The sequence below is a fragment of the Microseira wollei NIES-4236 genome (genome assembly GCF_020521235.1).
GTDB classification, from domain to species: domain Bacteria; phylum Cyanobacteriota; class Cyanobacteriia; order Cyanobacteriales; family Aerosakkonemataceae; genus Microseira; species Microseira wollei.
This window is the reverse complement of sequence record NZ_BLAY01000080.1, coordinates 1-22,597: the sequence shown is the minus strand read 5'-3', so window position 1 is coordinate 22,597 and position 22,597 is coordinate 1. Positions and strand designations below refer to the sequence as shown.

The following is a 22,597-nucleotide window of genomic DNA, read 5'->3' as shown; positions in this document are numbered from 1 at the left end:
TGCAAGATAGAAGGAAGGTGGAAGAATCGAACTTCTACAGTTAACCCGTACCACGGCTTTCAAGGCCGCTTGCCGTCCATTCGGCGGCACCTTCCATTCAAAGGTGTCTGACGGGCCTCGAACCCGCTAATTACCAGGGTCACAGCCTGGTGTCTCGACCACTTCGACTTCAGACACCATATTTAGTAGAAAAAACTAGGTTTGTGCGAAACATAGTTTTTCCCACAAAGTGGAGACTAGGGGAGTTGAACCCCTGTAGCAATCTTGCAAGGATCGCATGTTCCCGTTACATCAAGTCCCCATGAAAACTATCAGTACTAGGTCATAGAAGCAGAGAATTAGCAATTAGCAATTAGCAATTAGCAATTAGCAATTCTCAATTCCTCGCGCACTGCCATTAAAATCTGCCCTAATTTATTTTTACCGCTGCCATCTTTGCCGCAACCCCAGTAGTAATCTCCCGGTGCATTTTCCACAATTAATTCATCGCCTGTAGCGAGAAGAATATCGCGGATGTCGGCATGGGTTTCAAATTTCCGCAATACTGCTTGTTGCATGATTGTGTCTTTGACTTGTTCCCAATCGCTACGCAAAGGGTGAGAGCGATCGCGTCCCATTCGAGCCGCATCTTTCGGATTGTTGACTTCGCGAATTTTTTCAAACCAATCGCGGTCAGTGGTCACAAACTTTTGCGCTTGAAAATAATGTTCGCTCGTCGCCCACCAAGCACCATCTAGCTCAAAACCGTGGCGAGAAAAGTTAGAAAAACAACCATATTCACCCCTCGTGCTGTAAAAATAAATCGGCATAATTTTCAGCAATTGATAATTTGGTGGATACTGGTCGGAATCGAACCGACATCTTTTTAGCAGCCAGCTAAACGCTTTACCTAATTAAGCTACAGACCCATTTAGTGAAATTCCGCAAGCGATCGCGAAGCGTGCGCGGTAGCGCAATCGCACCAGATAAAATAGCGTGCAAGTTACCAGAGCATTGCGCTTTCTCAGATACTAGGGGGACTCCGCTGGTGAGTTACTACACACTCTTTAAAGGATGGCTACCTTCAAGCCAACCTCCCAGGTTTTTCGCACTCCCCGTTCCCACGCGCCTACCGTTTTGACGGTAGTACTTTTCCTCTCGTACTAAAGTATGTAGGCTCAAAGGATGTTAGGGCACGCTTTGTGGGTGCGATCGCACAGGCTCTTAGTTATTGCCGTTCCGCAACCTACAAAGATTTAGCCTTTTCCTGATACCATTCCTTAGCAGATTTCATCACAGCTTTATTAACATCTTTCCAAGAGAGTTGAGCCACCTCTAATTCAGCAGCACTTTCTTTTTGCACGTCAGCCATAAACCACTGCAAAAATGCTCCGATTTTTGCCATATCAAACCGATCGCAGCCAACTGCTGTTACCGCTTGTTCTAGGCGAGCAGGTGTGACAAAAAGATTCACAAAATCTTCAATACTTTGAGCAACTTCTGGGTCAATTTGAACTGGTGCTTTCGTTTTTACTGCTTGGTGTTTTTCACCTTTAGCTTTGAACAGCAGTTCCGCATAAGACAGCCGTTCTGAAAGTTCGCCGCTTTCTGGGAACATTACCAATCCCTCGCCAAGCCCTTCGATGCCAAAAGTTTCTTTCACCCAAGGATCGACTTTTTCTACAGTATCAACCGCTTGATTGAGGGTGTCAACAACTGATGCCAGTTGCTCGCGAGCGCCAAAATCCAAAATAAACGGTTCTCCATAAAAAGGCAAGACAAAAATATCGGGATGCTTTGGCAAAAACTCAGCGATTTTGTCGGGGCAAATTTCCAGTTTTGCTAACTTTCCATCTACGCCGCCGAATTGAACCGCAAACACCGCAAAGATTTTGCGATCGACCTGAGATACAGCCGTGCGTTTTTGAATGCCTTTACCGCACCATTCCCCAAAAATAGTCGCATGTTCGGGACTTGCCAACCGAGCAAAAACATCGATGTTTTGACTTACCCAATTAGCGAAGCCGAGATTGTCGTTTTCTGGTGAAATTATCTGCGACCGACTTTGGACGGCAACTCTACCATCGGTAAAGATTTGAATGCCACCATTCGTCCCGTCGAGTTTAACTTTAGCTCGATAAGTTATCTTAGGAGCTTCCCCGACTGCTTCTAAACTGCGGCGGAGATTGTACAGCAGTTCGATGCTAGGCCATGTTTGTATGACTGCCGATTGCGCCACTGTTTCTTGACAGTAAATAGCCGACAGCTCGGTGCCAATAGTTTCCTCAACCTTGCCGAGAGCCATGCCAAAAGAGTAAACGCCTCGCAGCTTTACAGGTTTGATTTTCGTGCCATCTTTCAGCACTGAATCAGTTAAAGCGATCGCAACGATATCGCCCACCTCATAAATGTTTTCTGAGTTAGCAACTATTTGCACGGATTCCCACCCCGGAGCTGCAAAACTATAGAGACGCAGCGCATCAGCATTCGGATGATTTTGCGCGGTTTTTACTTCCATAGCAATTACAGGCATGGGAAAACTCCTTGATTTGTAAGATGCAGGCTCAGAGGATGTTAGGGTACGCTTTGGTAGGTGCGATCGCTCTTTGTACAGAAAATTAGCCAGTGAATGGAACCACCTCCTTTAATTAATTACTAATTGAACTAACGCCTCCACCAGGATTTGAACCTGGGGCCATCTCTTTAGAAGAGAGCTGCTCTGTCCCCTGAGCTATGGAGGCTTTTTCAGCGAGAGTGGAAGGACTCGAACCCACAACATCTGCGTCCGAAGCGCAGCGCTCTATCCATTGAGCTACACTCCCATAAATCTGAAATCTGAAATCTAAAATCTAAAGTCAAATAGTCCTGGCAGGATTTGAACCCGTGGCATCCTCTTTGTAAGAGAGGCGCTCTCCCAACTGAGCTACAGGACTACAAAAGCGGATGATGGGACAAGGGACCCATGCGCTGATTGAGCCACACCCCGCGATAAATCAACGGGGATTCACGCTAGGAGTCCGAATCAACTTTTCGTCCTAATCTGTTTGCACAGAATGACTATCTGGTTGATTTTTCCTAGCTTTGCGAACAACCGCTCTAAGAGGTATTAGGACATCTGCTTTCAGACTCGCCTACTTGCTTGCGGTTTTGTCGTTATCATTTGGCTAGTTCGCTCGGAACGGCTCCGTCCCTAGTATTACCACATCACCAAACAACGCCTAATATGTCCCCGAAGGGATTTTTAGAATATGCTCCAGCACTTTCAGCCGTGAGGGAAATTCAGAAACTTAATTCTGATATGCTCTAATCATACACATGATTAGAGATTATGTCAAGAACAAGAAGACTCCAAATGTTGTTATCAGAATTGGAATATCAGGCTTTAAAAATTACATCACACCCGCATAATTGAAAAAGCGGATAACGAGGCTCGAACTCGTGCCCAGAGTTTGGAAGACTCACATGCTGCCACTACACCATATCCGCATTTTGAAAAGAGCAGATGGCGAGATTTGAACTCGCAAGAAAGCTTTACAAGAGCCTCATGTTGCCAATTACATCACACCTGCATTTTGAAAGCAGACGGCGGGAGTTGAACCCACATCCAGAACATACCAAATTCTGATGCTAACCACTTACACCACATCTGCATTACAACTAATTCAGGACTATATGTAGGGTGCGTTACGCTTCGCTAACGCACCAGCAACCCTATATATTGACACGCGCTTTACCAGGCAACTAAAATAGCATTCTAAGCGGAGGTAATCGCAAAATTTGAAACTAATACTGGTAGCACCTAGTTCGCAACTATTTGCAGCTTTCCAACAGCATTTCAGCTATTTACCCAACGTTGAAATAGTCAATAACTATTTCGATTGGTTGCCAGAATTTGACTGTTTAGTTAGCCCTGCCAATTCATTTGGCATGATGGATGGTGGCATGGATGCAGCAATTGTCAGATTCTTTGGTGACTCTCTGATGACAAAAGTTCAGCAATACATCTTGGAAGAATTCCTGGGCGAACAACCTGTAGGAACATCATTTATCGTCGAAACAGATTGTCCAAAACATCCTTTTCTAGCTCACACACCCACCATGCGAGTGCCAATGTCTATTGCTGGCACCGACATTCCATACATAGCCATGTGGGCAATGCTGCTTGCAGTTCGACGACACAATCAATATGCCGAACGCAAAATTAATAGCATTGCCTGTCCTGGTTTAGGTACGGGAATAGGGCGAGTTCCCTATAACGAAGCTGCCAGACAGATGGCATTAGCTTATGACAACTTCCTGCATCCACCCAAGTTTCTGAATTGCATAGTTGCTGCTGATAGACAACTGCAAATTTGGGAGGGAGGAAATCGCAGCTTTAATTAAGATGCGATCGCTCATATACTCCCAAGCAGGTGGCGAGATTTGAACTCGCATCAGAAGGTTACGACGCTCCTATGCTAGCCATTGCACCACACCTGCAATTTTGGTGGCGGGGGCAGGAATTGAACCTGTCTGATATTCAGGTTATGAGCCTGATGAGCCACCGTTGCTCCATCCCCGCAACGTCACCAAATGCCCTTGACTGGAGTCGAACCAGCAACCTCTTCCTTCTAAGGGAAGCGCCTGCTTCCAATTGGGCTACAAGGGCAAAAATCGATTTAAAATTGCTCTACTTTTGGCGATGAACTGATACGCGCTTACCAGGATCTTGCTTCCTAACCCAAGATAGAAATTTCTGCATTTGAGGCTCGTGCCTGAGCTTTTCTTTCCTGTTTAATTCTTGAGCCAGCCGTTTGTTGTCAAATAAGACATGAATTTGTCGATGGCAAGCTGAACAAATATCAATTGTCGGGCCAGGTTCTAACTTTTTGCGTTTGGTATTTTGTCTGGTAACTAGGTGATGGACTGTTAAATTTTCCATCTCTCTTTCACACAGTTCGCATTGCATAGTTAGTTTAATAAATGCTTCTTTCTCCATTATGACAAATCAACACAAATAGAATCTGAGTGGCTGGGATTGAACCAGCGACCTGGAGTACCCGAAACTCCCGCGCTCCCAACTGCGCCACACCCAGATTAATCCGAGTGACTGGATTTGAACCAGCGACATAAAAGCCCCCCAGACAGACGCGCTTAACCAAACTGCGCCACACCCGGATAATTCATGCTCCTGGCAGAATTTGATGGGCGCTACAGGGGTCGAACCTGTGTCAGCCTGATTAAGAGTCAGGAGCATAACCGTTCTGCCAAACGCCCATAATTGGTGGGTCGCCCAGGGGTTGAACCTGGATAAGTCTGCTTAAAAGGCAGCTGCATATCCGCTCTGCCAACGACCCAAAGTAGTACAGTACTCCCGACAGGAATTGAAAATTTAAAATTATGTTATAAATCTTTTATTGCCATACCTCACGGCTATGATTAAAAAAGTAGAAGTTGTGTGCGATTACTGCCAAAAACGATTTACTCGGTGTGTTAGTAAGTACAATCAGGATGTAAAAAAAGGTTGGAGGCAGTTCTGTTCTAACGAATGTCATTGGTTAGCTCAGAATAAAAGAAAACAGGTCGTTTGCGCCTGGTGCAACACTACATTTATCAAAGAAGAAGCCCAGATTAGGCAAACAAAGAATAATTTTTGTTCTCGCTCCTGCTCTGCTAGTTATTCAAACCGAAATAAAACCAAAGGTAATCGCCGATCAAAACTTGAAATTTGGCTTGAATCTCAGCTATCCATAATCTATCCCCATTTAGAAATACATTACAATCGTAAAAATGCTATTAACGCTGAGTTAGACATCTATATTCCATCCATCGGCCTAGCCATAGAGTTAAACGGTATTTTCCATTATGAGGCTATCTATGGAGAAGAAAAACTATCGCAAATTCAAAACAATGATGAAAGAAAATTTCAGGCTTGCTTAGAAAATGGTATAGAACTGTGTATTATTGATACTTCATGGTTTACATACTTTAAGGTAGATAAAGCTCGCAAGTACCTGCAAATAGTTACTCAGGTTATCGATAACAAATTGGCTTACCTTGAAATCTAAAGGAAGTTGACTTATTACGATTTGAGTACTGAAGTTTCCACACTTGACGGATTTAGGTTTAATACCTAATACCCCTGACAGGCATCGAACCTGTAAGACGCTTATCCTGAGTAAGCGATGTTTTCCAATTACATCACAGGGGTTTATCGGGATGGCAGGATTTGAACCCGCAACCTTCTCCTCCCAAAGGAGCCGCGCTACCAAGTTGCGCCACATCCCGTTTATGCTCCTGGAGGGACTCGAACCCTCACAAAAAAACAGATTTTAAATCTGCCGCCTACTACCAATTGGGCTACAGGAGCAAGATTGAATGCTCCTGGTGAGATTTGAACTCACATCCTGCTAATTTTGAATTAGCCGCCTCTTCCAGTTGGGCTACAGGAGCAAAAATTTATTGTTCTCTGTGCGATCGCTTTCCTTGAGAGAACTAACTGAGGAGGCAGGGATCGAACCTGCATTTTTCCGCTTTCAAAGAGCGGTGCCATACCTATTAGGCGACTCCTCAATCTAATAACTTAGATTGATTCAACATTATGCTTGGGGATTGATTATGTTTATTCCAATATCCCCTGGGTGGTTTTTGGATTTCATAAGCTTTGCACCATTTTTCTATTGCCTTACTACTGACACCAAAATCTTTAGCTATGTGAGTGGTTGGTTTTTCCCATATCATTTTTGCCAGTTCCTCCTTAGAGGGGCGCTCAACTTTTCTGGCTTTCATGTGGGGAACTTTCTTATTTGGTTGCGATACATATTTCTTTCTTTCTACTTGTCGGCGCTTATTTCCATAGGTTGCAGTTTGTCTGTGACAATTAGGACAAAGAAATCTTACATTCCCTGGGCGGTTATCTTGCCAGTTCCCATTTATGTGGTCAACGTCTAAAACTATCTTGCGTCCTAACCACTCACTTTGAATGGAACATTTGGGATTTTCGCATTTATACTCCCTCCCCATCTCTAGCAATGCTTGTCTCAGTTGAACGCCTCGCGTTCTTTTGTTACTCAAATTTAAGACCAAAACTTCTTGCCAAGGCTTTTTGGGGCGGAACTCTTTCAAGTTTTCGCCGTGTTTTTTAAAGTGAGATGTATCAATACATAACTCTTTAATACGCCTAGTTATGTAGCCATGACTTCCTCCACCTGCGATACCAAGTTTCCTCAAAACCTCACTTACAGAGAAGGACTGTTTAACAGCTTCTTCCAAAACTTCTTTGGTGTATTTCATTGGAATAAGTACAGGAATCAACCAATTATTATTATAAATGGAAGGCTACAGTGTGACTTGCCAATTCGTCCACCTGGCAAGAACTGCCCCAGTAGGACTTGAACCTACAACCCCCGCGTTAACAGCGCGTCGCTCTGCCATTGAGCTATGAGGCAATAACAGCCCCCCAGGTCAGTATCGAACTGACGACCTCTTGATTTTCAGTCAAGCGCTCTGACCAAACTGAGCTACCGGGGGAAAACGAGAGCGGAGGGATTTGAACCCTCAAGTCTTCAGTTTCGTAGACTGAGATGTTATCCGATTACACCACGCTCTCAAAACGGAGAGGACAGGATTTGAACCTGCGACGTGCATTAACTGCCCGTTTCCTCTTAGCAGGAGGATGCTTTTAACCACTCAGCCACCTCTCCAAAACGAGAGCGGATTGTTAACTGTTTCAACTACGCTCTCTTGTATTGCAATTGCACCCAACAATTGCTAATGGGTCGAGCTGGATTTGAACCAGCGAACTCCGCAGAGGATGGTTTTACAGACCACCGCTTTTAACCTGACTCAGCCACCGACCCAAACTTAACTATTTTGGATTTTAGATTTTAGATTTTAGATTTTAGATTGATGAAATGCTCGCGATTGAGTGATTTCATAACTTAAAACCTTGCTTTCTTTAGCCAAAATAGCCTTCATTCCCTCGACGGGGGTCGAACCCGCAACCTCCGCTTTGAAAGAGCAGCGACTTAACCATTCGTCCACGAGGGCATATATCTACCGCGTGCAAGTTTGAGCAGCTATTTTTCAGCCCCCATGTTGGCGGAGGCTGTAGGAATCGAACCTACTTACTGATGTTTGGAAGATCAGTTTTACCAGTTTGTAAGCTTCTCATGTTAGGACACGCAGTAGAACGCAGAGACTAGGATTTGAACCCAGACCAAAGGCTTTGGAGACCCCTATGCTGCCGTTACACCATCCCTGCATTTGGTCGCAGCGGCGGGATTTGAACCCGTATAAACCAAGTTATGAAGCTCTGGGACTTTACCATTAAGTTACGCTGCAATATTTGGAGACTGAGGTGAGATTTGAACTCACGCATAGGAGTTTTGCAGACTCCCCCCTTCAACCACTTGGGTACTCAGTCGTTAATACTCCCAACCAGATTGGGGTTATATGGATTATTTAGTTAAGACCATTTTTTTAGTAAACTAAAGGTCGTAACTAAAATATCTGATATCATGTCCGTTGAATTGCCCATAATAAAAAAACCTCACCTCGTCGTTGCGTAGGGACACGGCATCATAGATATCTCGGACAAACAGATAACGTTAATCGTGCCGTGTCCCGGCTGATGATTATGGGTAATCTTAAGGACATGATATGATTGCCATGCCTAGAAAAAAAACAAGCGTTGTCTGGACAATTCCGACCCATGAGCTAATTAGACTATTGGAGGAAACTGGTAGTCTGTCTGGAGTGTTGCGATCGCTCGGTTTCAAAGCAGTTACTGGTACTTGCAGTGAAGCTCTCAAAACTCGTCTTGCTCAGGAAGGTATTAATTACAAAGACTATTACGTACCTCCCAAACCACCACTGCGAACCCGAAAGTCTCACCTAAACGACATTCTGGTGGAAAACGCAACCTACATTTGGCGCAAACACATTAAAAGTCGATTGTTTGAGGCAGGGCTTTTAGAAAACCGTTGTTATGAGTGTGGTATTGAGCCAACCTGGAACGGTAAACCGCTTACCCTACACCTAGATCATATTAACGGTGTTAACAATGACAATCGGCTAGAAAACTTGCGTTTACTTTGTCCTAACTGCCATAGTCAAACCCATACCTATGCTGGTCGGAACACCAGAAAACAAATATTATTTTCGTCTACAGGACTAGATCAACGAGGCTGACGGGTTTCGATCCCGCTACCTTGGCTTTGACAGATCCACGCTCTCCCGATTGAGCTACAACCTCATGAATTCTGCTATTTTAATTTGTGGTTAGAATGGCGATCGCCTAACTCCTATGTGTCTGTTTCGATCTATTGCTAGTTGCTTTCGATCTTCCAGATTCCGAGTTCATCTCATATCTTTTACGCAAAAATATGGATTTTTTCGGCTCAGCTTAGTTTCGCTCTAACTCTACCAATTTGGGGCTGATTCAACCTGATAAACCGGAGGCGATCGCTCAAATTTGGCTGAGTTTTTGTTTCACTTTTGCCGCTCTGAGGTGTTAGACGATCTTGGGTGAACTCTCGACTTTTCTAGTAACTAGAATCGTCGCTGGTTCGGATGGTCTAACCACTTTTGCTCGGTCTTGGATTGTCCTCCACTTTCCGGTTGTTTGTTTGAAAGTGGTGGCATCCAAGCTTAATAAAATGGGTGACATATTTAGTTTTCAAGGTTCTGCGTCAGGCTTGAGGCTTGCCTTTCGGCTGTTTCCCTCTCGTCCTACACTTACATACTACATACTTACTACAAAGCTTGTCAAGGGTGTGGGAAAATTTTTTTGAGATTGTCTCAAAGCCTTGCTAGAGCTAGATTTCAAGCTGCTAAAGCTTACGGGGGTGTATGGGAGTCGTAATATTAGAGCAGTTTGAGGGTGAAGGCGATGGAGAAGTACTTGGGAAAGCGACACAGGATATTAAAGGTTGTAGCGATCGCATCTATCGGTTTTGGGCTGGGTATGCTGTTGCACCTGAAACTGGAAACCGATCCGCCGAATCAGCCAGCGCCAGAAAAGCAGGCATTAAGTAGTGCGGATGCGATCGCGCCCATCCAACAGCCAGCCAAAACGCTACCAATAGCGTTTCCCGTACCGGCTAAATTTGCTGGAAAAACGTTTTATGACGTGAAACTAGACAATAAAGAGAAAGTAGTGACGTTAACGATTGATGATGGCCCACAAGTCCCTGAAACGCCCCAATTTTTGGATATTCTCAAATCCCACAACGTCAAAGCCACATTTTTTGTAGTTGGGAAAGCTGTAGAAGCCCATCCCGAAATCTTCCAGCGGATAGTTGCAGAAGGACATGCCATTGGCAATCATACCTGGCATCACAGGTATCGTCGCATGAGTCGAGCAACTGCCAGAAGCGAAATTGAACGCACAGCGGAGATAATACACAAAACTACAGGTGTGAAAACCGAGTTCTTTCGTCCACCCGGAGGCTTTTTAAACAATGGATTAGCAGCTTATGCCAAAAGCCAGAAACAGGCTGTAGTAATGTGGTCGGTGACGACAGCAGATACCGATCCTCGCGCCAAACCAGAAGCATTTGTGAATAACGTACTCAAGAGTACGAAACCGGGTTCTATTATATTGATGCACGATGGAGGCGGCGATCGCTCTCGCAGTGTCAAAGCTTTACCGGGAATTATCAGCGGACTTAAACAGAAAGGCTACCGTTTTGTGACCCTTCCCGAACTGCTGGAAATGTCAAGTCGGTAAGCGATCGCTCTTTCGACTCAACCTGAGTATAATCTTTAACATCAACAGGACTTACGCACAAAGATCCTATCACCTTTGTTTCTGCGTAGATCTCCAGTTCCAAAACGACGATTTTTCATAGAAACCCGGTTTCTTTGTGTAAGTCCCGATCAATAAAAGGCAGTTAAAATAATGAATCTGGGTGTTGTTCTAGTTGCTTTTCTGTTGGCTTCAATCGTAGTTGCGATTATTTTTCGGATTTGGGGAGCCGGTTACGTAGCGTCCCAGCCAGTCTTTAGTTGGGATGTGCGCGTTGTCGAAAAACGCAAGCAAGGGATTAGCGGACAATACGATACTGAAACAGATTATTACATCACGTTTGAATTCGCCGATGGAAGTAAAAAAGAATACAAAGTAGATGTAGAAGACTATAGGCGATTACAAAACGGTGATGTAGGCAAACTTTACACCCAAGCCAATCTATTTAAAGGATTTGAACAACAATAAAACGATCGATTGCATAAATAATGCTCTCCCATTTAAGCTGAGGATTTTACGAATGGGAATTGACTAAGTGAAATAACATTTATTGTCAAGGCGGGTTGAGCGATCGCTCCAGTTACATCAGCAACAATACCTCACTGCCTGTACGCTATAGAGCGTTAGATCGCCGCGAGTTTAGAGTAGTAACATCTGTATTAACTCTACCAGAGGTGCTAGTTTATCCATTGCGGCAGGGAAACACAACACCAGCTCAAGAATATCTTGACATCCTGTTTTACCAAGAAGGTTTAACTACCGTGGAAGTTTCTACAGATATCGCTGAAACTGCCGCACAATTACGGGCTGTTCACAACTTAAGAACGCCCGATGCTATTCAAATGGCTGCGGCTATTCGTGCAGGTGCTTCCTTTTTTCTGACAAATGATGCACGTTTGCCTTCTTTGCCAGGGTTGACTGTGTTAGTGTTAGAAGAATTGAGAGTTTGAAAGATTGTCAAGGGAGGCGATCGCGAAGTGTGGCGTTAGCCATATCGCCTAAAAGTTTCCAGCCCTTTCGATCGTCTAAAATAGTAACGGCAGGCTCAAAGCAGGCGATCGCACAGTATGACTCAAGCAGCCGACAAAATTGCTCTTCCTCCTCCGTTTCCCGACCACACCCAACTCCCAGAGGAAGATGGTACTTTCGTGAAAAACTTTCAAGAACATCCCCAAAGCATTATTCTAACCGATTCCCTTGGCCCATTGTTGCAGCAACTTCATCCTGACGGACAATATGCCATCGGTCAAGATTGCGGCATTTATTGGCGAGAAACCGAACCACCAGAAAAAGGTGCAGAAGCACCTGACTGGTTTTATGTCCCCAACGTACCAGCAATGCTAGAAGGTGAATATCGCCGTTCTTACGTGCTGTGGCGAGAATTTATGGCACCGTTAATTGCTTTGGAATTCGCTTCGGGTGATGGTTCGGAAGAAAGAGACAAAACGCCGCTATCTTACACCGATGGGAAGACAACAAAACCAGGTAAGTTTTGGGTGTACGAGCGAATTATGCGAATTCCCTATTATGGGATTTATGAGGTGAAAACTGGTCGTTTAGAAGTTTATAACCTGGTCAATGGTTTTTACCAATTGTTAACGCCCAATCAGCAAGAGCGCTATCGCATTCTGCCAATAGATATAGAATTAGGACTGTGGCAAGGCAGCTATCAAAATCAAACCATGCTGTGGCTGCGGTGGTGGGATAACGAGGGAAATTTGTTGCTCACAGGTGCAGAACGTGCCGCTGTTGCAGAGCAAGCTTTGGCATCAACAGAGCAAGCTTTAGCATCAACAGAGCAAGCTTTAGCAGCAGAAACACAAGCGCGGAGGGATGCTATACCAAAGTTGTTAGCGATGGGATTAAGCGTCCCACAAATAGCAGAAGCATTCGGTTTATCTGTGGAGGAAGTGGAGCAGTTTTTGCGATCGCAATAAGCGATGATATTGAGTGCGATCGCTACGCCTTCCCCTTCTCTCTAGCTTCTAATGCCTCAAGAATCAGTATCTCAATCAGCACGCTGACCGATCGCTTATCCTTTTCCGCTATGAAGGCTAAGCGATCTTTTAGATCTTGAGGCAGGTATACAGTAATTCTGGCTTTATCTGTCGCCATGCTAACCTCGAAGAGTTTTGATCGTTCCAGCAGGAAAGTAACTCCTAATTCTCCTTGATTTCATCAATTTTGTGGTACTCGATTAAATCTAGGTTGTCAGGTTTGGCAAAGTGTTCCTCTAACTCGATCTGTACAGTTTCACTAATGCTCTGATTCTTGATAGCACTTAGAACCCTCAGAATTCTCTCAATGTCCGAGGTCAGATATATTCTGAGACTTTTCTTGTCGGCAGGCATAAGAAGCATAAAGTTATACCTTCCCATAATCCCACACAGCTTGAGGTACTTGTGACTAAATTTCTATGGGGCGATCGCTACGCCTTTCCCTTATCTCTAGCTTCCAGAGCCTCAAGAATCAGTATCTCAATCAATACGCTGACCGATCGCTTGTCCTTTTCCGCTATGAAGGCTAAGCGATCTTTTAGATCTTGAGGCAGATACACGGTAATTCTGGCTTTATCTGTCGCCACGCAAACACAGGCATTAACAGGAATGCTAAAGATTTTATCACCTCACTGTCTTGTCACGGTAACGCTATGGTTCCGTTATAAGTGGGTACAGTGAGGTTTTGACTTATGGTTACACTGTCCGATGATGAGGTCGCCCTGATCCGCTCGCTGCTGACTGCCCTTCGAGGCATCAAAGTCCGGGATATTGATAAAGCTTTGGTCATCCTGTCTAAAGGCGACAGAGGAGGGCGCTAAATGATTGTGCTAACAGACTCTCAAGCGATTACCGTTCATCGCTTGCTGACTTGCATCCTGCTGAAGGAAACCTACCGAATAGCGGATGTAGAAGACGCGCTCTTGTGGTTGTCTCCTGAAAACCGACAAATCCTCTGTCCTTTTGATTCCGTGTGGTCTAAAAATCTCGCTTTTGGAAATCGTCCGGGAGTTGAGAAATCAGGGCTGAAATTGAACTACGGTTTAGCTGTTTCCTCGATCGACAGGTGCAAATAGCCCTTTTCTCTTGCCGGAAGAGGGCTGATTTGAGCAAGTTGGCGATGCCCATAACGATCGCGATCAAACGATCCAACATACTAACGCTCATCTTAACTGGTTGCGGCTGCTTGCTTGCCATTGGTGTTGACGTTGATCTTGCTGCGATCGCTCGGATGAATGCGCGAATTACTGAAATCAGAAAGCAAATAGGCAAAATTAGCAAGTTTTCTGCCGTTTCGCTTGCGGAAAATACTAAAATGAATGCGCGAAACACTGAAATGAGTAAGCAAAAAGGCAAAATTAGAAAGTAAATTGCCATTTTGCTGGCGGAAAATACCAAAATGAATATACGAATGACTCAAATGAGAAAGCAAACAGGCTTCAGGAGAAAGCAGATCGCCTATGACGGGTGAAATTACGCTGCGCCAGAAAGGGTTACCCATAGGCGGAATCGGTGAAAAAGTGTTGGCTGCCTGTAGAGGGGCGATCGCTCAGGCTACCTATAGCCAATGGCGATTGATTTGTTCTTGGGTTTCAAGCTCAGCACGTTTTATCAGGGGCTTGGGAAGTTTAAGTGGGGTGGCTAAAATGAGGAAGTACGTTGTAGAAAGTTCGCTATTGTGGGATTCCTATGAATATTACTCTCAAGCCTGAACAAGAAATTGTTGTACAAAATTTGCTAGCTCAGGGTGAGTTCCAAACAGTCGATGAGGTGATCAACGCGGCGTTAGCCCTGCTAGAAACTGAGCGACTGGCTTACCAAGCCTGGTTAGTTGATACTCGCGCCAAGGTGGAAGAGGGAATCGCGGCTTTGGAACGGGGCGAAGTTGTCGATGGCGAAACGTTTGTAAATCAGTTGCGGGCTAAATTACAACAAGCAAGAGAGGCGCAGTAGTTGTGCGGTATGTAATTTCGCTGCCTGCATCGCGAGATTTGCAGGCGATCGCAGATTATTTTGCTTCTGTGAATGTTGCAGCAGGTGAGCGGTTTTTAGATGAATTCGAGCGGCGATGTCAGCAGATCGTCTCTTTTCCAAATTCCGGTCGTAGTTACCCTTAGTTAAGGGCTAACTTGCTGGGTTTACCCTTGGAGGGGTACATCATCCTGTATCAAGTCATGACCGATCGGGTTGAAATTGTCCGAGTGGTGAATGGGAAACGAGATTTGCGATCGCTCTTCACCAACTCGTAGGTAGTGATATCGATTCTGGTTGCATCGGAATTACAGCAGTTTTCAATTAGGTGCAACCCAGTTATTGTAGGGGCACGGCAGCAGAAAACCTTCTACTTAAAGACAAAGCCTATTGATGCCGTGCCCGTACCACCAATTTTAATCATTCAGATGCAACCTGAATAGAGATTAATAATGCAAAGGCGATCGCATTTTTCCCATCCATCGGGAAACAGTACAACTTTCCTCGTCAGCGGCTACCAACACCAACAACCTTTACAACACCACAGGCAGCTTCGGTCAGTCCGCTGCACCAGGGTTGTTAGGTGGCGTTGATTTTCTGCTTCTGCATTTGATATTCCTTCGTTTCAAATAAAAAGTCGCACAGTGTTTTAGCCGAATTAACTGCTAGCCTTGCGTGATGCTCCAGTGGTTTATACGAGATGACATGAGAATCACTCATTGTATTTCGCAAAGTGGCTAAGCCAGAAACTATGCTTGTTAACCCAGAAAGGATTTGTCGCAAACATTCTGCAAGGCTTTCCTGCCCTGGGCAAAGATTCAAATGTTTTTGAACCCTTCTATATAGCTTTGGGAGGTTCCCATCATACTCTGGTGGATTAGGATCAAACTCTTTTTCAATTGCAGACAAAACTGCCTCGACGAGAGAGCGTGCATTAGTGATTGCTCCATCAAAGTCGCCTTCGGCAAGCTTCTTGTCACATTTATTGATTTGCTCCTCGATAAAGATGTGTGTTATCTCAACCGAATTTTCATAAGGATGTGACATTTTGATTTGAGAAACACCTAATTTATAAACTTCCCATTGCTTTCCTAATGGTCGGAATTCATAATTGTCAAATTCGAGAAATTGGTTGAGATGTTCAACTGCAACGTTAATATCGAGTTCCTTTCCCAGAAAATGACGAGGAGCAACAGCCGCAACCAGTATGCACTTCATGGTTGGCGTATCATTAAATTGACGTAACTTTTCCTCGACGTAATACCAACGTGAAGGAAAACCATTACCGTATGTATCCTGAGAACCAAATTCATTAAAAAATGAAACCAGTTGTGAACCAGTTCGATAAGGTGAACGCCCTCCATCACCCGTAATAATAGATCCAAGATCCGATATCGTTTGTTCTGATAATTTCACACTCTATTACCCCAACAATTATCCAGTCAATGTCCACATCGTTACTAATAATGGGGCGGGCTATTCTGCCCACCCCACAATTACTCACTCATGCAAGAGGCGTAGGTTTGAGAGAGTTGCCAGAGTTTGAACAAGAAGAACTCGACGCGATCGCTCAACGTCACCACAAACACGCCTTCATCACTTTCGGCACTCGTAGAAACCCAAGTTCCTCGCAAGCTGACTTCGACGCATTCCGCATCGCCAACGCACAGATCGATAATTTCCGCATCTTCGCGCCGCACTTCCGCTTGCAAGCGCTCGATCCCAGGCAGATCGGCAGGTAACAAGAACGAAGCGGTGCTAGCACCGATGCAGATTTGCCACCCAGCGCGCACAGACAGCATCACTCTTGCCGTCAACCAATCTTCTAGGGATTGTGCCAGACGCTCTAGATAAAATCCATTTTCGGTATAGGTGAGTTTCAGCATCGTCGGGTATCTCCCATTTTTCTAGTGCTGAGTGGGGATGGGCGATTGGCGATCGATGATTGGTAGTTGGGAAAGTTTTGCCCAGTTACCAATTACCAATTACCAATTCCCACTCCCTAAAGTTGCTGTTCCTGCCAGAATTGCTCGGCAAAAGCAACTGCTGGGTGGAGGGGGGCTTTTGGCTGGGTGCCCAGAAGCATTCCAGCTTGCTCAGGAGTGCGATCGCCTTTTTTGGTATTGCACCTTTCGCAGGCAATAACTACGTTGTCCCAGGAGTGTTTTCCGCCTTTTGACCGTGGAATTACGTGATCCAGCGTTAAGTTTTTTGTACAGCCGCAGTATTGGCAACTGTGGCGATCTCGTCGCAAAACTTCACGCCGATTCACTGGCGGCACTTTCCACAGTCGTTCGTTACTGGTAAACGTCAGGCGAATCTGTTGCGGCACGTAAAATAAATGGCTCGCCGATTTCACCTGCCACGCCGCCGTCTGATCAATGCTCAGCGGTTCCGCTTTACCCGTTATCAGCAGGGTAATTGCCCGCTTAATATTGACTCGACTCATCGGCAGATAGTTCTTGGAGAACACTACCACCGACTGGGCTAACACTTCTGTTGGTCTTTGCCTGTGAGGTTGCGATGTTGATGTCACGATCTAAACTCCTTAAACAAGAACCCCCGCCTCTGGTTACTTAGAAGCGGGGGTTAGAAGGCTTTGGGTTCTTCTCGTTCTATATAGGTACAGTCACTTTAAGCCTGTACCTCCCGCTTCGTCTTAATGAATCTGCCGATCCGTTATGCCCGTTAAACACTAGGGCAAAATTAGGTTTGACCTCTTTACCTCGATCTTGCAAGCCATACCAAAGTTCCAACAAACAATCCACTGCAATTCCCCTGGTGACGCCCCAAATGGCGTCTGCACCGTCGTCTAAGCGACTGGTGACGGGCATTGAAGTGGAAAGGGATTGCTGGTGAATCACGTTGGTAGTTCTTGAAGGCTCTAGATTAGAAATCTTACTAATAAAATACTACACTTGTATTATTAGATCTGTCTACCCCTTAAAGGAGAAAAGTAAAATGTTCGCGAATAACACTGCTACCCGGATCCCCACCACCGAGATGGACGTTACCAGCATACGCCTGGAGCGAGATTTGAAAGATAGACTGAAAGATTTGGCTGGAAACCAAGGCTATCAAGCGCTAATCCGGGAAATCCTCTGGAATTACGTGCAACAGAAATCTGGAGCGTTTAAACCGCAGTTTTCGCGCTCTGACATTCGCGCCAGCATTCCCGCCACAGCCGAACGAGAAGAACGCTGCGTGCTTACAGGAGAGTTTATCCGACCTCAGGAACCAATGTTATTAGGACTGACGCGACATGGAGAATTAGTCCCGCTGAGTATTGGCAGTTTGTCAGAAGGTTAAGATTCGGGATTTGCGCCGCACCAAAACCCGCCCCATCCATCCGGGGCGGGTTGATATTCGTTATATCTGGTATCTGGTATCTCGTTCCCAGGCTCCAGCCTGGGAACGCTATCCTAGAGGCAGAGCCTCTGTTAAATTCTTCCATAACCGGAGGCAAGAGCCTCCCATCGGCATTCCCAGGTAGAACCTGGGAACGAGAGAAACGAGAGAACGAGAGACGAGAGAACGAGAGAACGAGAGAACGAGACAAAAAACCCCTCGCTCTCCATCCCCTATGCAACTAATCAAACGGACAACCCTGCACTACCAGGAAGGAACTTCCGACAAAGTATACGAAGTCGATTTATGCCAAACTGGTGAAAATCGATATGTGGTTAACTTCTGCTACGGACGGCGAGGTGCAAATCTAAAAGAAGGGGTAAAGACAACTCAAGCCGTACCATTGGCAGAAGCGGAGAAAGTTTTCGCTAAATTAGTAGCAGAAAAGACCAAAAAAGGCTATCAAGATGTCAGCACTCCCCCCCTAGAAGAAACTTTAGCTAAACCAGAAAAACCAGCCACGCGCCAGGAAGCAATATTAAATCGTCTAGCTAATCAAAGTCCCAGCAAATGGCCTTTAGAAAGAGCAATTTGGCGCGCCGGAGAACTAAAAATACCGGAAGCAACCCCTCTAATTATCCCACTAATTGGCAGCGGCGATGCCCTGAGAGATTATTGCATAGCTTGGGCATTAGGTTGGTGTGGCGGCGAGGGTGCTGTTCCTGCACTTGTTCGCCTTCGCAGTAACAATAAAACGCCAGAATTTGTTAGCATAATTGCCTTTGAAGCATTACTCAAACTCGCCGATGCACAAACAAAAGCCGGGTGGCAATCTGAAATGATAGAAAATCTGCCGCCAGAACTTACCAGCGCCAAATCGGCAGATGAATTTTCTCATACCTTACGCACCTATCTTAATAATGGAGATTACAAGCGGTTTGCCCTTCTCGATACTATTTATCAAATCGATAACGAGAATGTCCGTCCAGCACTTATAGATATATTGAAAACTGCGCCGTTACGTCCGAATTATTTCCTGCGGTTTCGACATATTTTTAAAATGGCGGAATATCGCCACGATGCAGAAGTTTTCGCTATCCTTGCTTACCGCTTTGAGAAACAAGGAGCAACCTACCGCAGTGACTCTTACGCTGTCCGAAATTTTGGATCTTTGAGAAAATATGAATCTAAATATAACAATTCAACCAGTCGGTGGGAAACAATTGAAAGCAGTCAATTTCGAGATTACATGCAACGTCCTGATGCAAGAATTGCTTACAGTAGTCATACTCGCGACTATTTTTTGAGGCGGGTGTGGCGTACTCTAAAAACCTTGGGCGAATTGGGCGACACTGAATATGTAAAAATGGCTGTCGGAGTTCTTCTTCAGTATTCAGATGCTGATGCTGAAACAATTAGGCAAACTACTGTTTATCGATGGGATCGCTCTAACTGGAATCGCATCTCATTTACTCATAATTGGGATGCTTTCGGTGGGGATCTAACTTTCAACCATATCCTTTATGAAAATAGTCCGCGGTATGAATTAAAGGAAAACTCGAAAGCATGGCGTTGTCGAGATTCCTACAAACCTGGAGATGCAGAACCGGATGTAAGAGAAGAAGCTTTTCCCCAACTTTGGAACAACCTGCTGAATTATTGCGATTGCTTTTAGAAAGTAACTGTCGTCCCGTGCATCATTTTGCGGTTAAAGCGGCGCGTGCTTGTCCGCAGTTTGGTGCAGAATTAGATGAAAGTACGATAATTAGATTGCTCAATAAACCTTACGAAGTGACGGCGCAATTGGGATTTGAAATAGCGCGCGATCGCTACACCCCCACCAACCCCAATTTTACCCTAGTTTTAGCTATAGCAAATTGTGCCTTTGCACCCGCGCGCGCCGAGGCATATCGGTGGATTGAGGCAGGGAGCGATCGCATCAAGTCCGATAACAATTTTATCATCGCCTTAATCGCCAGTCCCCAATCCGAAACCCGCCAATTCGCCCGCCAATTCCTAAGTTCAGTTACCCTGAGCGATAATCAAGCAAAAATCTTAATCGTACAGCTATTTGCCTCACTATTAGGATTAAACGCAACAGGGGCACCAATCGCAAAAGATATTTCCGAAACCTTGCTTACTTGCTTCCCTAACCAACTCGGCACATTAGGTTTATCCGTTGTACTTGACTTGCTGCAAAACCCATTATTAGAAATCCAATAATTCGGCGCAAGAATCCTCCTCAATCACGAAACCAGTGCGGCAAATTTACCATCAGGATTAATCGACTCTCTCATGACATCACCCCACGAGTCAATCCGCAACATTGGGATGCAAATTTTCGGAAACCTCCCCGACGCAACGCTTTTGAATCAATACCCGCTGCTAGTCACAACGATTGTTCACGAACAAGCAGATATCCGCAACGCAATTCGCCCAGCAATTCAAAGATTAGCCACCAATCATCCAGATTTCGCCGCCAGATTAGCAACAGAATTAATCGGTATTTTGTGGCAACCCAAAACGCAAGAAGGTATCCACGCCGCGATCGTACTTTTGCTCAAAGAAGATTTACCAGAGTGGATGACCAATGTTACCAAAGATACAGCCTTGCGCCTGTTGAAAGCCAAATCTTCCGCAGCACAAGAATTAGTCGGATATGTACTGAGTGCAAACCGCGACAGATGGGCAAAGGAATTCGAGACATTAGAAATAGTCAAACTTGCCGATAACGAAATTCTTGCTGTGCGCGAAGCAGCGCGGGAAATATTCTTGCACAATCTAAATCGCCAGCGCGGAAACGAACGGGAAATGTTAGCGGCAGTAAAGTTAGTAGAATGCCAGTGGGATGATACGCGGGAATTTGGTTTCCGAGTATGCGGTACATGCTTCACCGACACCGATTTAACTCCTAGTATTCTGGTTAATTTATGCGATAGCGTCAGACAAGATGTCCGCAAATTTGGGCGCGACATGGTAACCCGGTATTTCAAAGAAGCGTATGGACAAGAATATCTGATCAAATTCAGCGAACATCCCTCAACAGATATGCAGTTATTTGCCACGAATTATCTGGAGAGTTATGCTATTAATAATCCCGAACGCTTGCCGGAATTGCTACCCTATTTTATCACCGTGCTATCGCAAGTAAATCGAGGCAGAGTTGCCAAGCAGCGCATCTTTGCCTTTTTAGATAAAGAAGCACAAAAAAGTGAGGAAGCAGCAAGGGTAGTGGCAGAAATTATCACGCGACAATTGGCGATAGAAACGATGGTGAAAATTCATAAACTTTATCCTCATCTCGCTTTACCAATTCAGGTAAAAGCAGTTGCAGAAATTAGAACCGCAGATAGAGACAGATAAACCCAGAATTCATCTCTCTACATCTGTGTGTATCTGTGGTTAAAATACAGCGGATTGCCAGCGAGTGAGGTACAGCCTTTTGGCTTGGTGTACCATCAACGGCTGCAATCCGCTATATTAGGCAGATTGACTCATATCATGTCCGGTCGATTACCCATAATTAGGAGTAGGGAACACGATCAACGTTATCTGTTTGTCCGAGATATCTATTATGTTCCCTACGCAACGACGCGGTGAGGTTTTACTATTATGGGCAATTCAACGGACATGATATCAAGCCAAAAACAAAGGTGATGCGTCAATCTCGCGACTAATCACCCACTATTTTTCGGATCGCCCTTTGTTTTTTTGCGTAAGTCCTGGATCAGAAATCGCGGCTATACAAACAAAGTCCGCCAGGGCGGAATAACGTAAAATCAAGGGTTTTGAACCGGCGGCGGCTGGTTTTGTCTGTATAGCTGCGACTTACAGTCGTCAGGTGTAAGGTCTCATAGCGCTCGATGAATTGGCGACCGCAATATACAAAAGTGTATTTTATGACTTATAAGTTTAGATTATTACGGATATAGAGAGTTGCAATCAGAGCATTGCATGGAAATTAGTCTTAGTTAATAAACTGATTATGCAACGCCCCCAAAAACCGCTATTTTTGAACCATGCCAGATTTTGTATAAGTCAGATAAAAAGACTTGACATTTACTCGTTCAAGTGGGAATTTGAGAAATGGATTTAACTCAAGTTGAGGACTCTGCTTCAAATGACCCAAGAAACCAGCCAAATTCTCTTAAAAAATACAGCAAACGGCGTAACTATACACTTGGACGGTGAAAAAGGCAATATATTGGCGGGCGGTAGCGGTACCGAAGGAGACATCGCACTGCTAAAACCAGATGGCACAGAGACTGTCCACATTGATGGTGGAAATGGCAACATCACTCTGGGTGGCAATGGGTCCGAAGGGGATGTCACACTGCTAAAACCAGATGGCAAACAGACTGTCCACATAGATGGTGGAAATGGCAACATCACTCTGGGTGGCAATGGGTCCGAAGGGGATGTCACACTGCTAAAACCAGATGGCAAACAGACTGTCCACATAGATGGTGGAAATGGCAACATCACCCTGGGTGGAAATGGGTCCGAAGGGGATGTCACACTGCTAAAACCAGATGGCACACAGACTGTCCACATAGATGGTGGAAATGGCAAC

At 45.1% G+C, this 22,597-nt stretch carries 29 protein-coding genes, 31 tRNA genes and 1 pseudogene; 19 read left to right on the top strand and 42 right to left on the bottom strand.

Annotation, left to right across the window (positions count from 1 at the left end):
- Positions 1 to 11: 11 nt before the first annotated feature.
- The 12 genes from MiSe_RS24735 to MiSe_RS24680 all read right to left on the bottom strand — a co-directional run bounded on the left by MiSe_RS24735 (position 12) and on the right by MiSe_RS24680 (position 3,629).
- A tRNA-Ser gene (locus tag MiSe_RS24735) sits at positions 12 to 95 on the bottom strand.
- Positions 96 to 102: 7 nt separating this feature from the next.
- A tRNA-His gene (locus tag MiSe_RS24730) sits at positions 103 to 177 on the bottom strand.
- A gap of 53 nt (positions 178 to 230) precedes the next feature.
- A tRNA-Ala gene (locus tag MiSe_RS24725) sits at positions 231 to 301 on the bottom strand.
- Between the two features lie 58 nt (positions 302 to 359).
- Positions 360 to 809 (bottom strand): riboflavin biosynthesis intermediates N-glycosidase, encoded by a 450-nt coding sequence (gene ybiA, locus MiSe_RS24720; RefSeq protein ID WP_226585758.1) that lies wholly within the window; start codon positions 807 to 809, stop codon positions 360 to 362.
- A gap of 21 nt (positions 810 to 830) precedes the next feature.
- A tRNA-Ala gene (locus tag MiSe_RS24715) sits at positions 831 to 908 on the bottom strand.
- Between the two features lie 317 nt (positions 909 to 1,225).
- A complete protein-coding gene (locus MiSe_RS24710) occupies positions 1,226 to 2,512 on the bottom strand; it encodes an RNA ligase family protein (RefSeq protein ID WP_226585757.1) in 1,287 nt (428 codons plus the stop codon).
- Between the two features lie 135 nt (positions 2,513 to 2,647).
- Positions 2,648 to 2,720 (bottom strand) — tRNA-Arg (locus MiSe_RS24705).
- An 8-nt stretch (positions 2,721 to 2,728) separates the two neighbouring features.
- Positions 2,729 to 2,801 (bottom strand) — tRNA-Arg (locus MiSe_RS24700).
- A 38-nt stretch (positions 2,802 to 2,839) separates the two neighbouring features.
- Positions 2,840 to 2,912: transfer RNA gene (locus tag MiSe_RS24695), tRNA-Val, on the bottom strand.
- Positions 2,913 to 3,394: 482 nt separating this feature from the next.
- Positions 3,395 to 3,465 (bottom strand) — tRNA-Gly (locus MiSe_RS24690).
- An 11-nt stretch (positions 3,466 to 3,476) separates the two neighbouring features.
- A tRNA-Thr gene (locus MiSe_RS24685) sits at positions 3,477 to 3,548 on the bottom strand.
- Positions 3,549 to 3,556: 8 nt separating this feature from the next.
- A tRNA-Thr gene (locus tag MiSe_RS24680) sits at positions 3,557 to 3,629 on the bottom strand.
- Between the two features lie 127 nt (positions 3,630 to 3,756).
- Here MiSe_RS24680 and MiSe_RS24675 point away from each other — a divergent pair.
- Entirely contained in the window at positions 3,757 to 4,362 is a 606-nt protein-coding gene (locus MiSe_RS24675; protein ID WP_226585756.1) for a macro domain-containing protein, read from the top strand.
- Positions 4,363 to 4,386: 24 nt separating this feature from the next.
- On the opposite strand, the gene MiSe_RS24670 is transcribed toward MiSe_RS24675, so the two are convergent.
- The 8 genes from MiSe_RS24670 to MiSe_RS24635 form a co-directional block, all read right to left on the bottom strand.
- Positions 4,387 to 4,458, bottom strand: a tRNA-Thr gene (locus tag MiSe_RS24670).
- A 5-nt stretch (positions 4,459 to 4,463) separates the two neighbouring features.
- A tRNA-Met gene (locus MiSe_RS24665) sits at positions 4,464 to 4,541 on the bottom strand.
- 11 nt (positions 4,542 to 4,552) lie between these two features.
- Positions 4,553 to 4,627: transfer RNA gene (locus tag MiSe_RS24660), tRNA-Leu, on the bottom strand.
- Positions 4,628 to 4,648: 21 nt separating this feature from the next.
- Entirely contained in the window at positions 4,649 to 4,927 is a 279-nt protein-coding gene (locus MiSe_RS24655; protein WP_226585755.1) for a hypothetical protein, read from the bottom strand.
- A 54-nt stretch (positions 4,928 to 4,981) separates the two neighbouring features.
- Positions 4,982 to 5,054 (bottom strand) — tRNA-Pro (locus tag MiSe_RS24650).
- A 5-nt stretch (positions 5,055 to 5,059) separates the two neighbouring features.
- Positions 5,060 to 5,136, bottom strand: a tRNA-Pro gene (locus tag MiSe_RS24645).
- Positions 5,137 to 5,163: 27 nt separating this feature from the next.
- Positions 5,164 to 5,235 (bottom strand) — tRNA-Lys (locus MiSe_RS24640).
- 5 nt (positions 5,236 to 5,240) lie between these two features.
- A tRNA-Lys gene (locus MiSe_RS24635) sits at positions 5,241 to 5,315 on the bottom strand.
- Positions 5,316 to 5,393: 78 nt separating this feature from the next.
- Here MiSe_RS24635 and MiSe_RS24630 point away from each other — a divergent pair.
- The gene (locus MiSe_RS24630) at positions 5,394 to 6,026 is read left to right on the top strand and encodes a PDDEXK family nuclease (protein WP_226585754.1); all 633 of its coding nucleotides are present in this window, start codon (positions 5,394 to 5,396) and stop codon (positions 6,024 to 6,026) included.
- Positions 6,027 to 6,172: 146 nt separating this feature from the next.
- On the opposite strand, the gene MiSe_RS24625 is transcribed toward MiSe_RS24630, so the two are convergent.
- The 14 genes from MiSe_RS24625 to MiSe_RS24560 all read right to left on the bottom strand — a co-directional run bounded on the left by MiSe_RS24625 (position 6,173) and on the right by MiSe_RS24560 (position 8,383).
- Positions 6,173 to 6,246, bottom strand: a tRNA-Pro gene (locus tag MiSe_RS24625).
- A 4-nt stretch (positions 6,247 to 6,250) separates the two neighbouring features.
- Positions 6,251 to 6,328: transfer RNA gene (locus MiSe_RS24620), tRNA-Leu, on the bottom strand.
- Positions 6,329 to 6,337: 9 nt separating this feature from the next.
- Positions 6,338 to 6,411: transfer RNA gene (locus MiSe_RS24615), tRNA-Leu, on the bottom strand.
- A gap of 46 nt (positions 6,412 to 6,457) precedes the next feature.
- Positions 6,458 to 6,531 (bottom strand) — tRNA-Gln (locus MiSe_RS24610).
- Positions 6,529 to 7,251: an HNH endonuclease signature motif containing protein gene (locus tag MiSe_RS24605; RefSeq protein ID WP_226585753.1), complete on the bottom strand. Its 723-nt coding sequence runs from the start codon at positions 7,249 to 7,251 to the stop codon at positions 6,529 to 6,531. Before MiSe_RS24605 ends, MiSe_RS24610 begins: the two co-directional genes overlap by 3 nt.
- Positions 7,252 to 7,334: 83 nt before the next feature.
- Positions 7,335 to 7,406, bottom strand: a tRNA-Asn gene (locus tag MiSe_RS24600).
- A 7-nt stretch (positions 7,407 to 7,413) separates the two neighbouring features.
- Positions 7,414 to 7,488: transfer RNA gene (locus tag MiSe_RS24595), tRNA-Phe, on the bottom strand.
- Between the two features lie 4 nt (positions 7,489 to 7,492).
- Positions 7,493 to 7,567: transfer RNA gene (locus MiSe_RS24590), tRNA-Arg, on the bottom strand.
- A gap of 4 nt (positions 7,568 to 7,571) precedes the next feature.
- A tRNA-Ser gene (locus MiSe_RS24585) sits at positions 7,572 to 7,661 on the bottom strand.
- 71 nt (positions 7,662 to 7,732) lie between these two features.
- Positions 7,733 to 7,817, bottom strand: a tRNA-Tyr gene (locus MiSe_RS24580).
- Between the two features lie 117 nt (positions 7,818 to 7,934).
- Positions 7,935 to 8,006 (bottom strand) — tRNA-Glu (locus MiSe_RS24575).
- Between the two features lie 144 nt (positions 8,007 to 8,150).
- Positions 8,151 to 8,221: transfer RNA gene (locus MiSe_RS24570), tRNA-Trp, on the bottom strand.
- Positions 8,222 to 8,224: 3 nt separating this feature from the next.
- Positions 8,225 to 8,301 (bottom strand) — tRNA-OTHER (locus MiSe_RS24565).
- Between the two features lie 5 nt (positions 8,302 to 8,306).
- Positions 8,307 to 8,383, bottom strand: a tRNA-Cys gene (locus MiSe_RS24560).
- Positions 8,384 to 8,628: 245 nt separating this feature from the next.
- Here MiSe_RS24560 and MiSe_RS24555 point away from each other — a divergent pair.
- On the top strand, positions 8,629 to 9,150 hold the full coding sequence (locus tag MiSe_RS24555) for an HNH endonuclease signature motif containing protein (RefSeq protein ID WP_226585751.1): 522 nt from the start codon (positions 8,629 to 8,631) through the stop codon (positions 9,148 to 9,150).
- On the opposite strand, the gene MiSe_RS24550 is transcribed toward MiSe_RS24555, so the two are convergent.
- Positions 9,142 to 9,214, bottom strand: a tRNA-Asp gene (locus tag MiSe_RS24550). The genes MiSe_RS24555 and MiSe_RS24550 overlap by 9 nt on opposite strands.
- A gap of 636 nt (positions 9,215 to 9,850) precedes the next feature.
- Here MiSe_RS24550 and MiSe_RS24545 point away from each other — a divergent pair.
- The 4 genes from MiSe_RS24545 to MiSe_RS24530 all read left to right on the top strand — a co-directional run bounded on the left by MiSe_RS24545 (position 9,851) and on the right by MiSe_RS24530 (position 12,645).
- The gene (locus tag MiSe_RS24545) at positions 9,851 to 10,690 is read left to right on the top strand and encodes a polysaccharide deacetylase family protein (protein ID WP_226585749.1); all 840 of its coding nucleotides are present in this window, start codon (positions 9,851 to 9,853) and stop codon (positions 10,688 to 10,690) included.
- 171 nt (positions 10,691 to 10,861) lie between these two features.
- Positions 10,862 to 11,176, top strand: coding sequence for a DUF2500 family protein (locus MiSe_RS24540; protein ID WP_226585747.1), 315 nt, complete (start codon positions 10,862 to 10,864; stop codon positions 11,174 to 11,176).
- Between the two features lie 116 nt (positions 11,177 to 11,292).
- On the top strand, positions 11,293 to 11,658 hold the full coding sequence (locus tag MiSe_RS24535; protein ID WP_444980543.1) for a type II toxin-antitoxin system VapC family toxin: 366 nt from the start codon (positions 11,293 to 11,295) through the stop codon (positions 11,656 to 11,658).
- A 117-nt stretch (positions 11,659 to 11,775) separates the two neighbouring features.
- Complete coding sequence (locus MiSe_RS24530; protein ID WP_226585743.1) at positions 11,776 to 12,645, top strand: Uma2 family endonuclease; 870 nt, start codon at positions 11,776 to 11,778, stop codon at positions 12,643 to 12,645.
- A gap of 22 nt (positions 12,646 to 12,667) precedes the next feature.
- On the opposite strand, the gene MiSe_RS24525 is transcribed toward MiSe_RS24530, so the two are convergent.
- A complete protein-coding gene (locus MiSe_RS24525) occupies positions 12,668 to 12,823 on the bottom strand; it encodes a ribbon-helix-helix domain-containing protein (protein ID WP_226585742.1) in 156 nt (51 codons plus the stop codon).
- 313 nt (positions 12,824 to 13,136) lie between these two features.
- Entirely contained in the window at positions 13,137 to 13,292 is a 156-nt protein-coding gene (locus MiSe_RS24520; protein WP_226585741.1) for a ribbon-helix-helix domain-containing protein, read from the bottom strand.
- 105 nt (positions 13,293 to 13,397) lie between these two features.
- On the opposite strand from MiSe_RS24520, the gene MiSe_RS51155 reads away from it, so the two are divergent.
- Both MiSe_RS51155 and MiSe_RS24515 read left to right on the top strand, forming a co-directional pair.
- The gene (locus tag MiSe_RS51155) at positions 13,398 to 13,526 is read left to right on the top strand and encodes a hypothetical protein (protein ID WP_264196686.1); all 129 of its coding nucleotides are present in this window, start codon (positions 13,398 to 13,400) and stop codon (positions 13,524 to 13,526) included.
- On the top strand, positions 13,527 to 13,781 hold the full coding sequence (locus MiSe_RS24515; RefSeq protein ID WP_226585740.1) for a hypothetical protein: 255 nt from the start codon (positions 13,527 to 13,529) through the stop codon (positions 13,779 to 13,781).
- 92 nt (positions 13,782 to 13,873) lie between these two features.
- On the opposite strand, the gene MiSe_RS24510 is transcribed toward MiSe_RS24515, so the two are convergent.
- Positions 13,874 to 14,206 (bottom strand): hypothetical protein, encoded by a 333-nt coding sequence (locus MiSe_RS24510; protein WP_226585807.1) that lies wholly within the window; start codon positions 14,204 to 14,206, stop codon positions 13,874 to 13,876.
- Here MiSe_RS24510 and MiSe_RS52900 point away from each other — a divergent pair.
- From MiSe_RS52900 to MiSe_RS24490, 5 genes are read left to right on the top strand one after another with little or no spacing between them, the layout of a single operon-like run.
- On the top strand, positions 14,166 to 14,417 hold the full coding sequence (locus MiSe_RS52900) for a S16 family serine protease (protein ID WP_226585739.1): 252 nt from the start codon (positions 14,166 to 14,168) through the stop codon (positions 14,415 to 14,417). The genes MiSe_RS24510 and MiSe_RS52900 overlap by 41 nt on opposite strands.
- Complete coding sequence (locus MiSe_RS24500; protein ID WP_226585738.1) at positions 14,395 to 14,658, top strand: ribbon-helix-helix domain-containing protein; 264 nt, start codon at positions 14,395 to 14,397, stop codon at positions 14,656 to 14,658. Before MiSe_RS52900 ends, MiSe_RS24500 begins: the two co-directional genes overlap by 23 nt.
- A 2-nt stretch (positions 14,659 to 14,660) precedes the next feature.
- A complete protein-coding gene (locus MiSe_RS24495) occupies positions 14,661 to 14,822 on the top strand; it encodes a type II toxin-antitoxin system RelE/ParE family toxin (RefSeq protein WP_226585736.1) in 162 nt (53 codons plus the stop codon).
- 12 nt (positions 14,823 to 14,834) lie between these two features.
- Positions 14,835 to 14,954, top strand: a complete 120-nt coding sequence (locus tag MiSe_RS52895) for a type II toxin-antitoxin system RelE/ParE family toxin (RefSeq protein WP_373872861.1) — start codon at positions 14,835 to 14,837, stop codon at positions 14,952 to 14,954.
- Positions 14,955 to 14,957: 3 nt separating this feature from the next.
- Positions 14,958 to 15,119, top strand: coding sequence for a hypothetical protein (locus tag MiSe_RS24490; RefSeq protein ID WP_226585735.1), 162 nt, complete (start codon positions 14,958 to 14,960; stop codon positions 15,117 to 15,119).
- 136 nt (positions 15,120 to 15,255) lie between these two features.
- On the opposite strand, the gene MiSe_RS24485 is transcribed toward MiSe_RS24490, so the two are convergent.
- The 4 genes from MiSe_RS24485 to MiSe_RS24470 form a co-directional block, all read right to left on the bottom strand.
- Complete coding sequence (locus tag MiSe_RS24485; RefSeq protein WP_226585734.1) at positions 15,256 to 16,092, bottom strand: abortive infection family protein; 837 nt, start codon at positions 16,090 to 16,092, stop codon at positions 15,256 to 15,258.
- Positions 16,093 to 16,172: 80 nt separating this feature from the next.
- Entirely contained in the window at positions 16,173 to 16,562 is a 390-nt protein-coding gene (locus tag MiSe_RS24480; protein ID WP_226585733.1) for an alr0857 family protein, read from the bottom strand.
- 116 nt (positions 16,563 to 16,678) lie between these two features.
- Positions 16,679 to 17,212, bottom strand: a complete 534-nt coding sequence (locus MiSe_RS24475) for an HNH endonuclease (RefSeq protein ID WP_444980542.1) — start codon at positions 17,210 to 17,212, stop codon at positions 16,679 to 16,681.
- 79 nt (positions 17,213 to 17,291) lie between these two features.
- Positions 17,292 to 17,540 (bottom strand): hypothetical protein, encoded by a 249-nt coding sequence (locus MiSe_RS24470; RefSeq protein WP_226585732.1) that lies wholly within the window; start codon positions 17,538 to 17,540, stop codon positions 17,292 to 17,294.
- Positions 17,541 to 17,637: 97 nt separating this feature from the next.
- Between MiSe_RS24470 and MiSe_RS24465 the strand changes: the two genes are divergently transcribed.
- The 5 genes and pseudogenes from MiSe_RS24465 to MiSe_RS24445 all read left to right on the top strand — a co-directional run.
- On the top strand, positions 17,638 to 17,985 hold the full coding sequence (locus MiSe_RS24465) for a hypothetical protein (protein WP_226585731.1): 348 nt from the start codon (positions 17,638 to 17,640) through the stop codon (positions 17,983 to 17,985).
- Between the two features lie 274 nt (positions 17,986 to 18,259).
- Positions 18,260 to 19,699: a WGR domain-containing protein gene (locus tag MiSe_RS24460; RefSeq protein WP_226585730.1), complete on the top strand. Its 1,440-nt coding sequence runs from the start codon at positions 18,260 to 18,262 to the stop codon at positions 19,697 to 19,699.
- Positions 19,663 to 20,247, top strand: a complete 585-nt coding sequence (locus MiSe_RS24455) for a hypothetical protein (protein ID WP_226585729.1) — start codon at positions 19,663 to 19,665, stop codon at positions 20,245 to 20,247. Before MiSe_RS24460 ends, MiSe_RS24455 begins: the two co-directional genes overlap by 37 nt.
- 72 nt (positions 20,248 to 20,319) lie before the next feature.
- Positions 20,320 to 21,387: a hypothetical protein gene (locus MiSe_RS24450; protein ID WP_226585727.1), complete on the top strand. Its 1,068-nt coding sequence runs from the start codon at positions 20,320 to 20,322 to the stop codon at positions 21,385 to 21,387.
- Positions 21,388 to 22,144: 757 nt separating this feature from the next.
- Positions 22,145 to 22,597: pseudogene (locus MiSe_RS24445) on the top strand (hypothetical protein); the annotation flags it as partial.

Coding starts and splice junctions, on each gene's coding strand:
- MiSe_RS51155 (WP_264196686.1), top strand. CDS start 13,398: ATGGTTACACTGTCCGATGATGAGGTCGCCCTGATCCGCTCGCTGCTG.
- MiSe_RS24540 (WP_226585747.1), top strand. CDS start 10,862: ATGAATCTGGGTGTTGTTCTAGTTGCTTTTCTGTTGGCTTCAATCGTA.
- MiSe_RS24710 (WP_226585757.1), bottom strand. CDS start 2,512: ATGCCTGTAATTGCTATGGAAGTAAAAACCGCGCAAAATCATCCGAAT.
- MiSe_RS24530 (WP_226585743.1), top strand. CDS start 11,776: ATGACTCAAGCAGCCGACAAAATTGCTCTTCCTCCTCCGTTTCCCGAC.
- MiSe_RS24525 (WP_226585742.1), bottom strand. CDS start 12,823: ATGGCGACAGATAAAGCCAGAATTACTGTATACCTGCCTCAAGATCTA.
- MiSe_RS24555 (WP_226585751.1), top strand. CDS start 8,629: ATGCCTAGAAAAAAAACAAGCGTTGTCTGGACAATTCCGACCCATGAG.
- MiSe_RS24500 (WP_226585738.1), top strand. CDS start 14,395: ATGAATATTACTCTCAAGCCTGAACAAGAAATTGTTGTACAAAATTTG.
- MiSe_RS52900 (WP_226585739.1), top strand. CDS start 14,166: ATGACGGGTGAAATTACGCTGCGCCAGAAAGGGTTACCCATAGGCGGA.
- MiSe_RS24655 (WP_226585755.1), bottom strand. CDS start 4,927: ATGCAATGCGAACTGTGTGAAAGAGAGATGGAAAATTTAACAGTCCAT.
- MiSe_RS24630 (WP_226585754.1), top strand. CDS start 5,394: ATGATTAAAAAAGTAGAAGTTGTGTGCGATTACTGCCAAAAACGATTT.
- MiSe_RS24465 (WP_226585731.1), top strand. CDS start 17,638: ATGTTCGCGAATAACACTGCTACCCGGATCCCCACCACCGAGATGGAC.
- MiSe_RS24515 (WP_226585740.1), top strand. CDS start 13,527: ATGATTGTGCTAACAGACTCTCAAGCGATTACCGTTCATCGCTTGCTG.
- ybiA (WP_226585758.1), bottom strand. CDS start 809: ATGCCGATTTATTTTTACAGCACGAGGGGTGAATATGGTTGTTTTTCT.
- MiSe_RS24510 (WP_226585807.1), bottom strand. CDS start 14,206: ATGGGTAACCCTTTCTGGCGCAGCGTAATTTCACCCGTCATAGGCGAT.
- MiSe_RS24605 (WP_226585753.1), bottom strand. CDS start 7,251: ATGAAATACACCAAAGAAGTTTTGGAAGAAGCTGTTAAACAGTCCTTC.
- MiSe_RS24480 (WP_226585733.1), bottom strand. CDS start 16,562: ATGCTGAAACTCACCTATACCGAAAATGGATTTTATCTAGAGCGTCTG.
- MiSe_RS24460 (WP_226585730.1), top strand. CDS start 18,260: ATGCAACTAATCAAACGGACAACCCTGCACTACCAGGAAGGAACTTCC.
- MiSe_RS24450 (WP_226585727.1), top strand. CDS start 20,320: ATGACATCACCCCACGAGTCAATCCGCAACATTGGGATGCAAATTTTC.
- MiSe_RS24545 (WP_226585749.1), top strand. CDS start 9,851: ATGGAGAAGTACTTGGGAAAGCGACACAGGATATTAAAGGTTGTAGCG.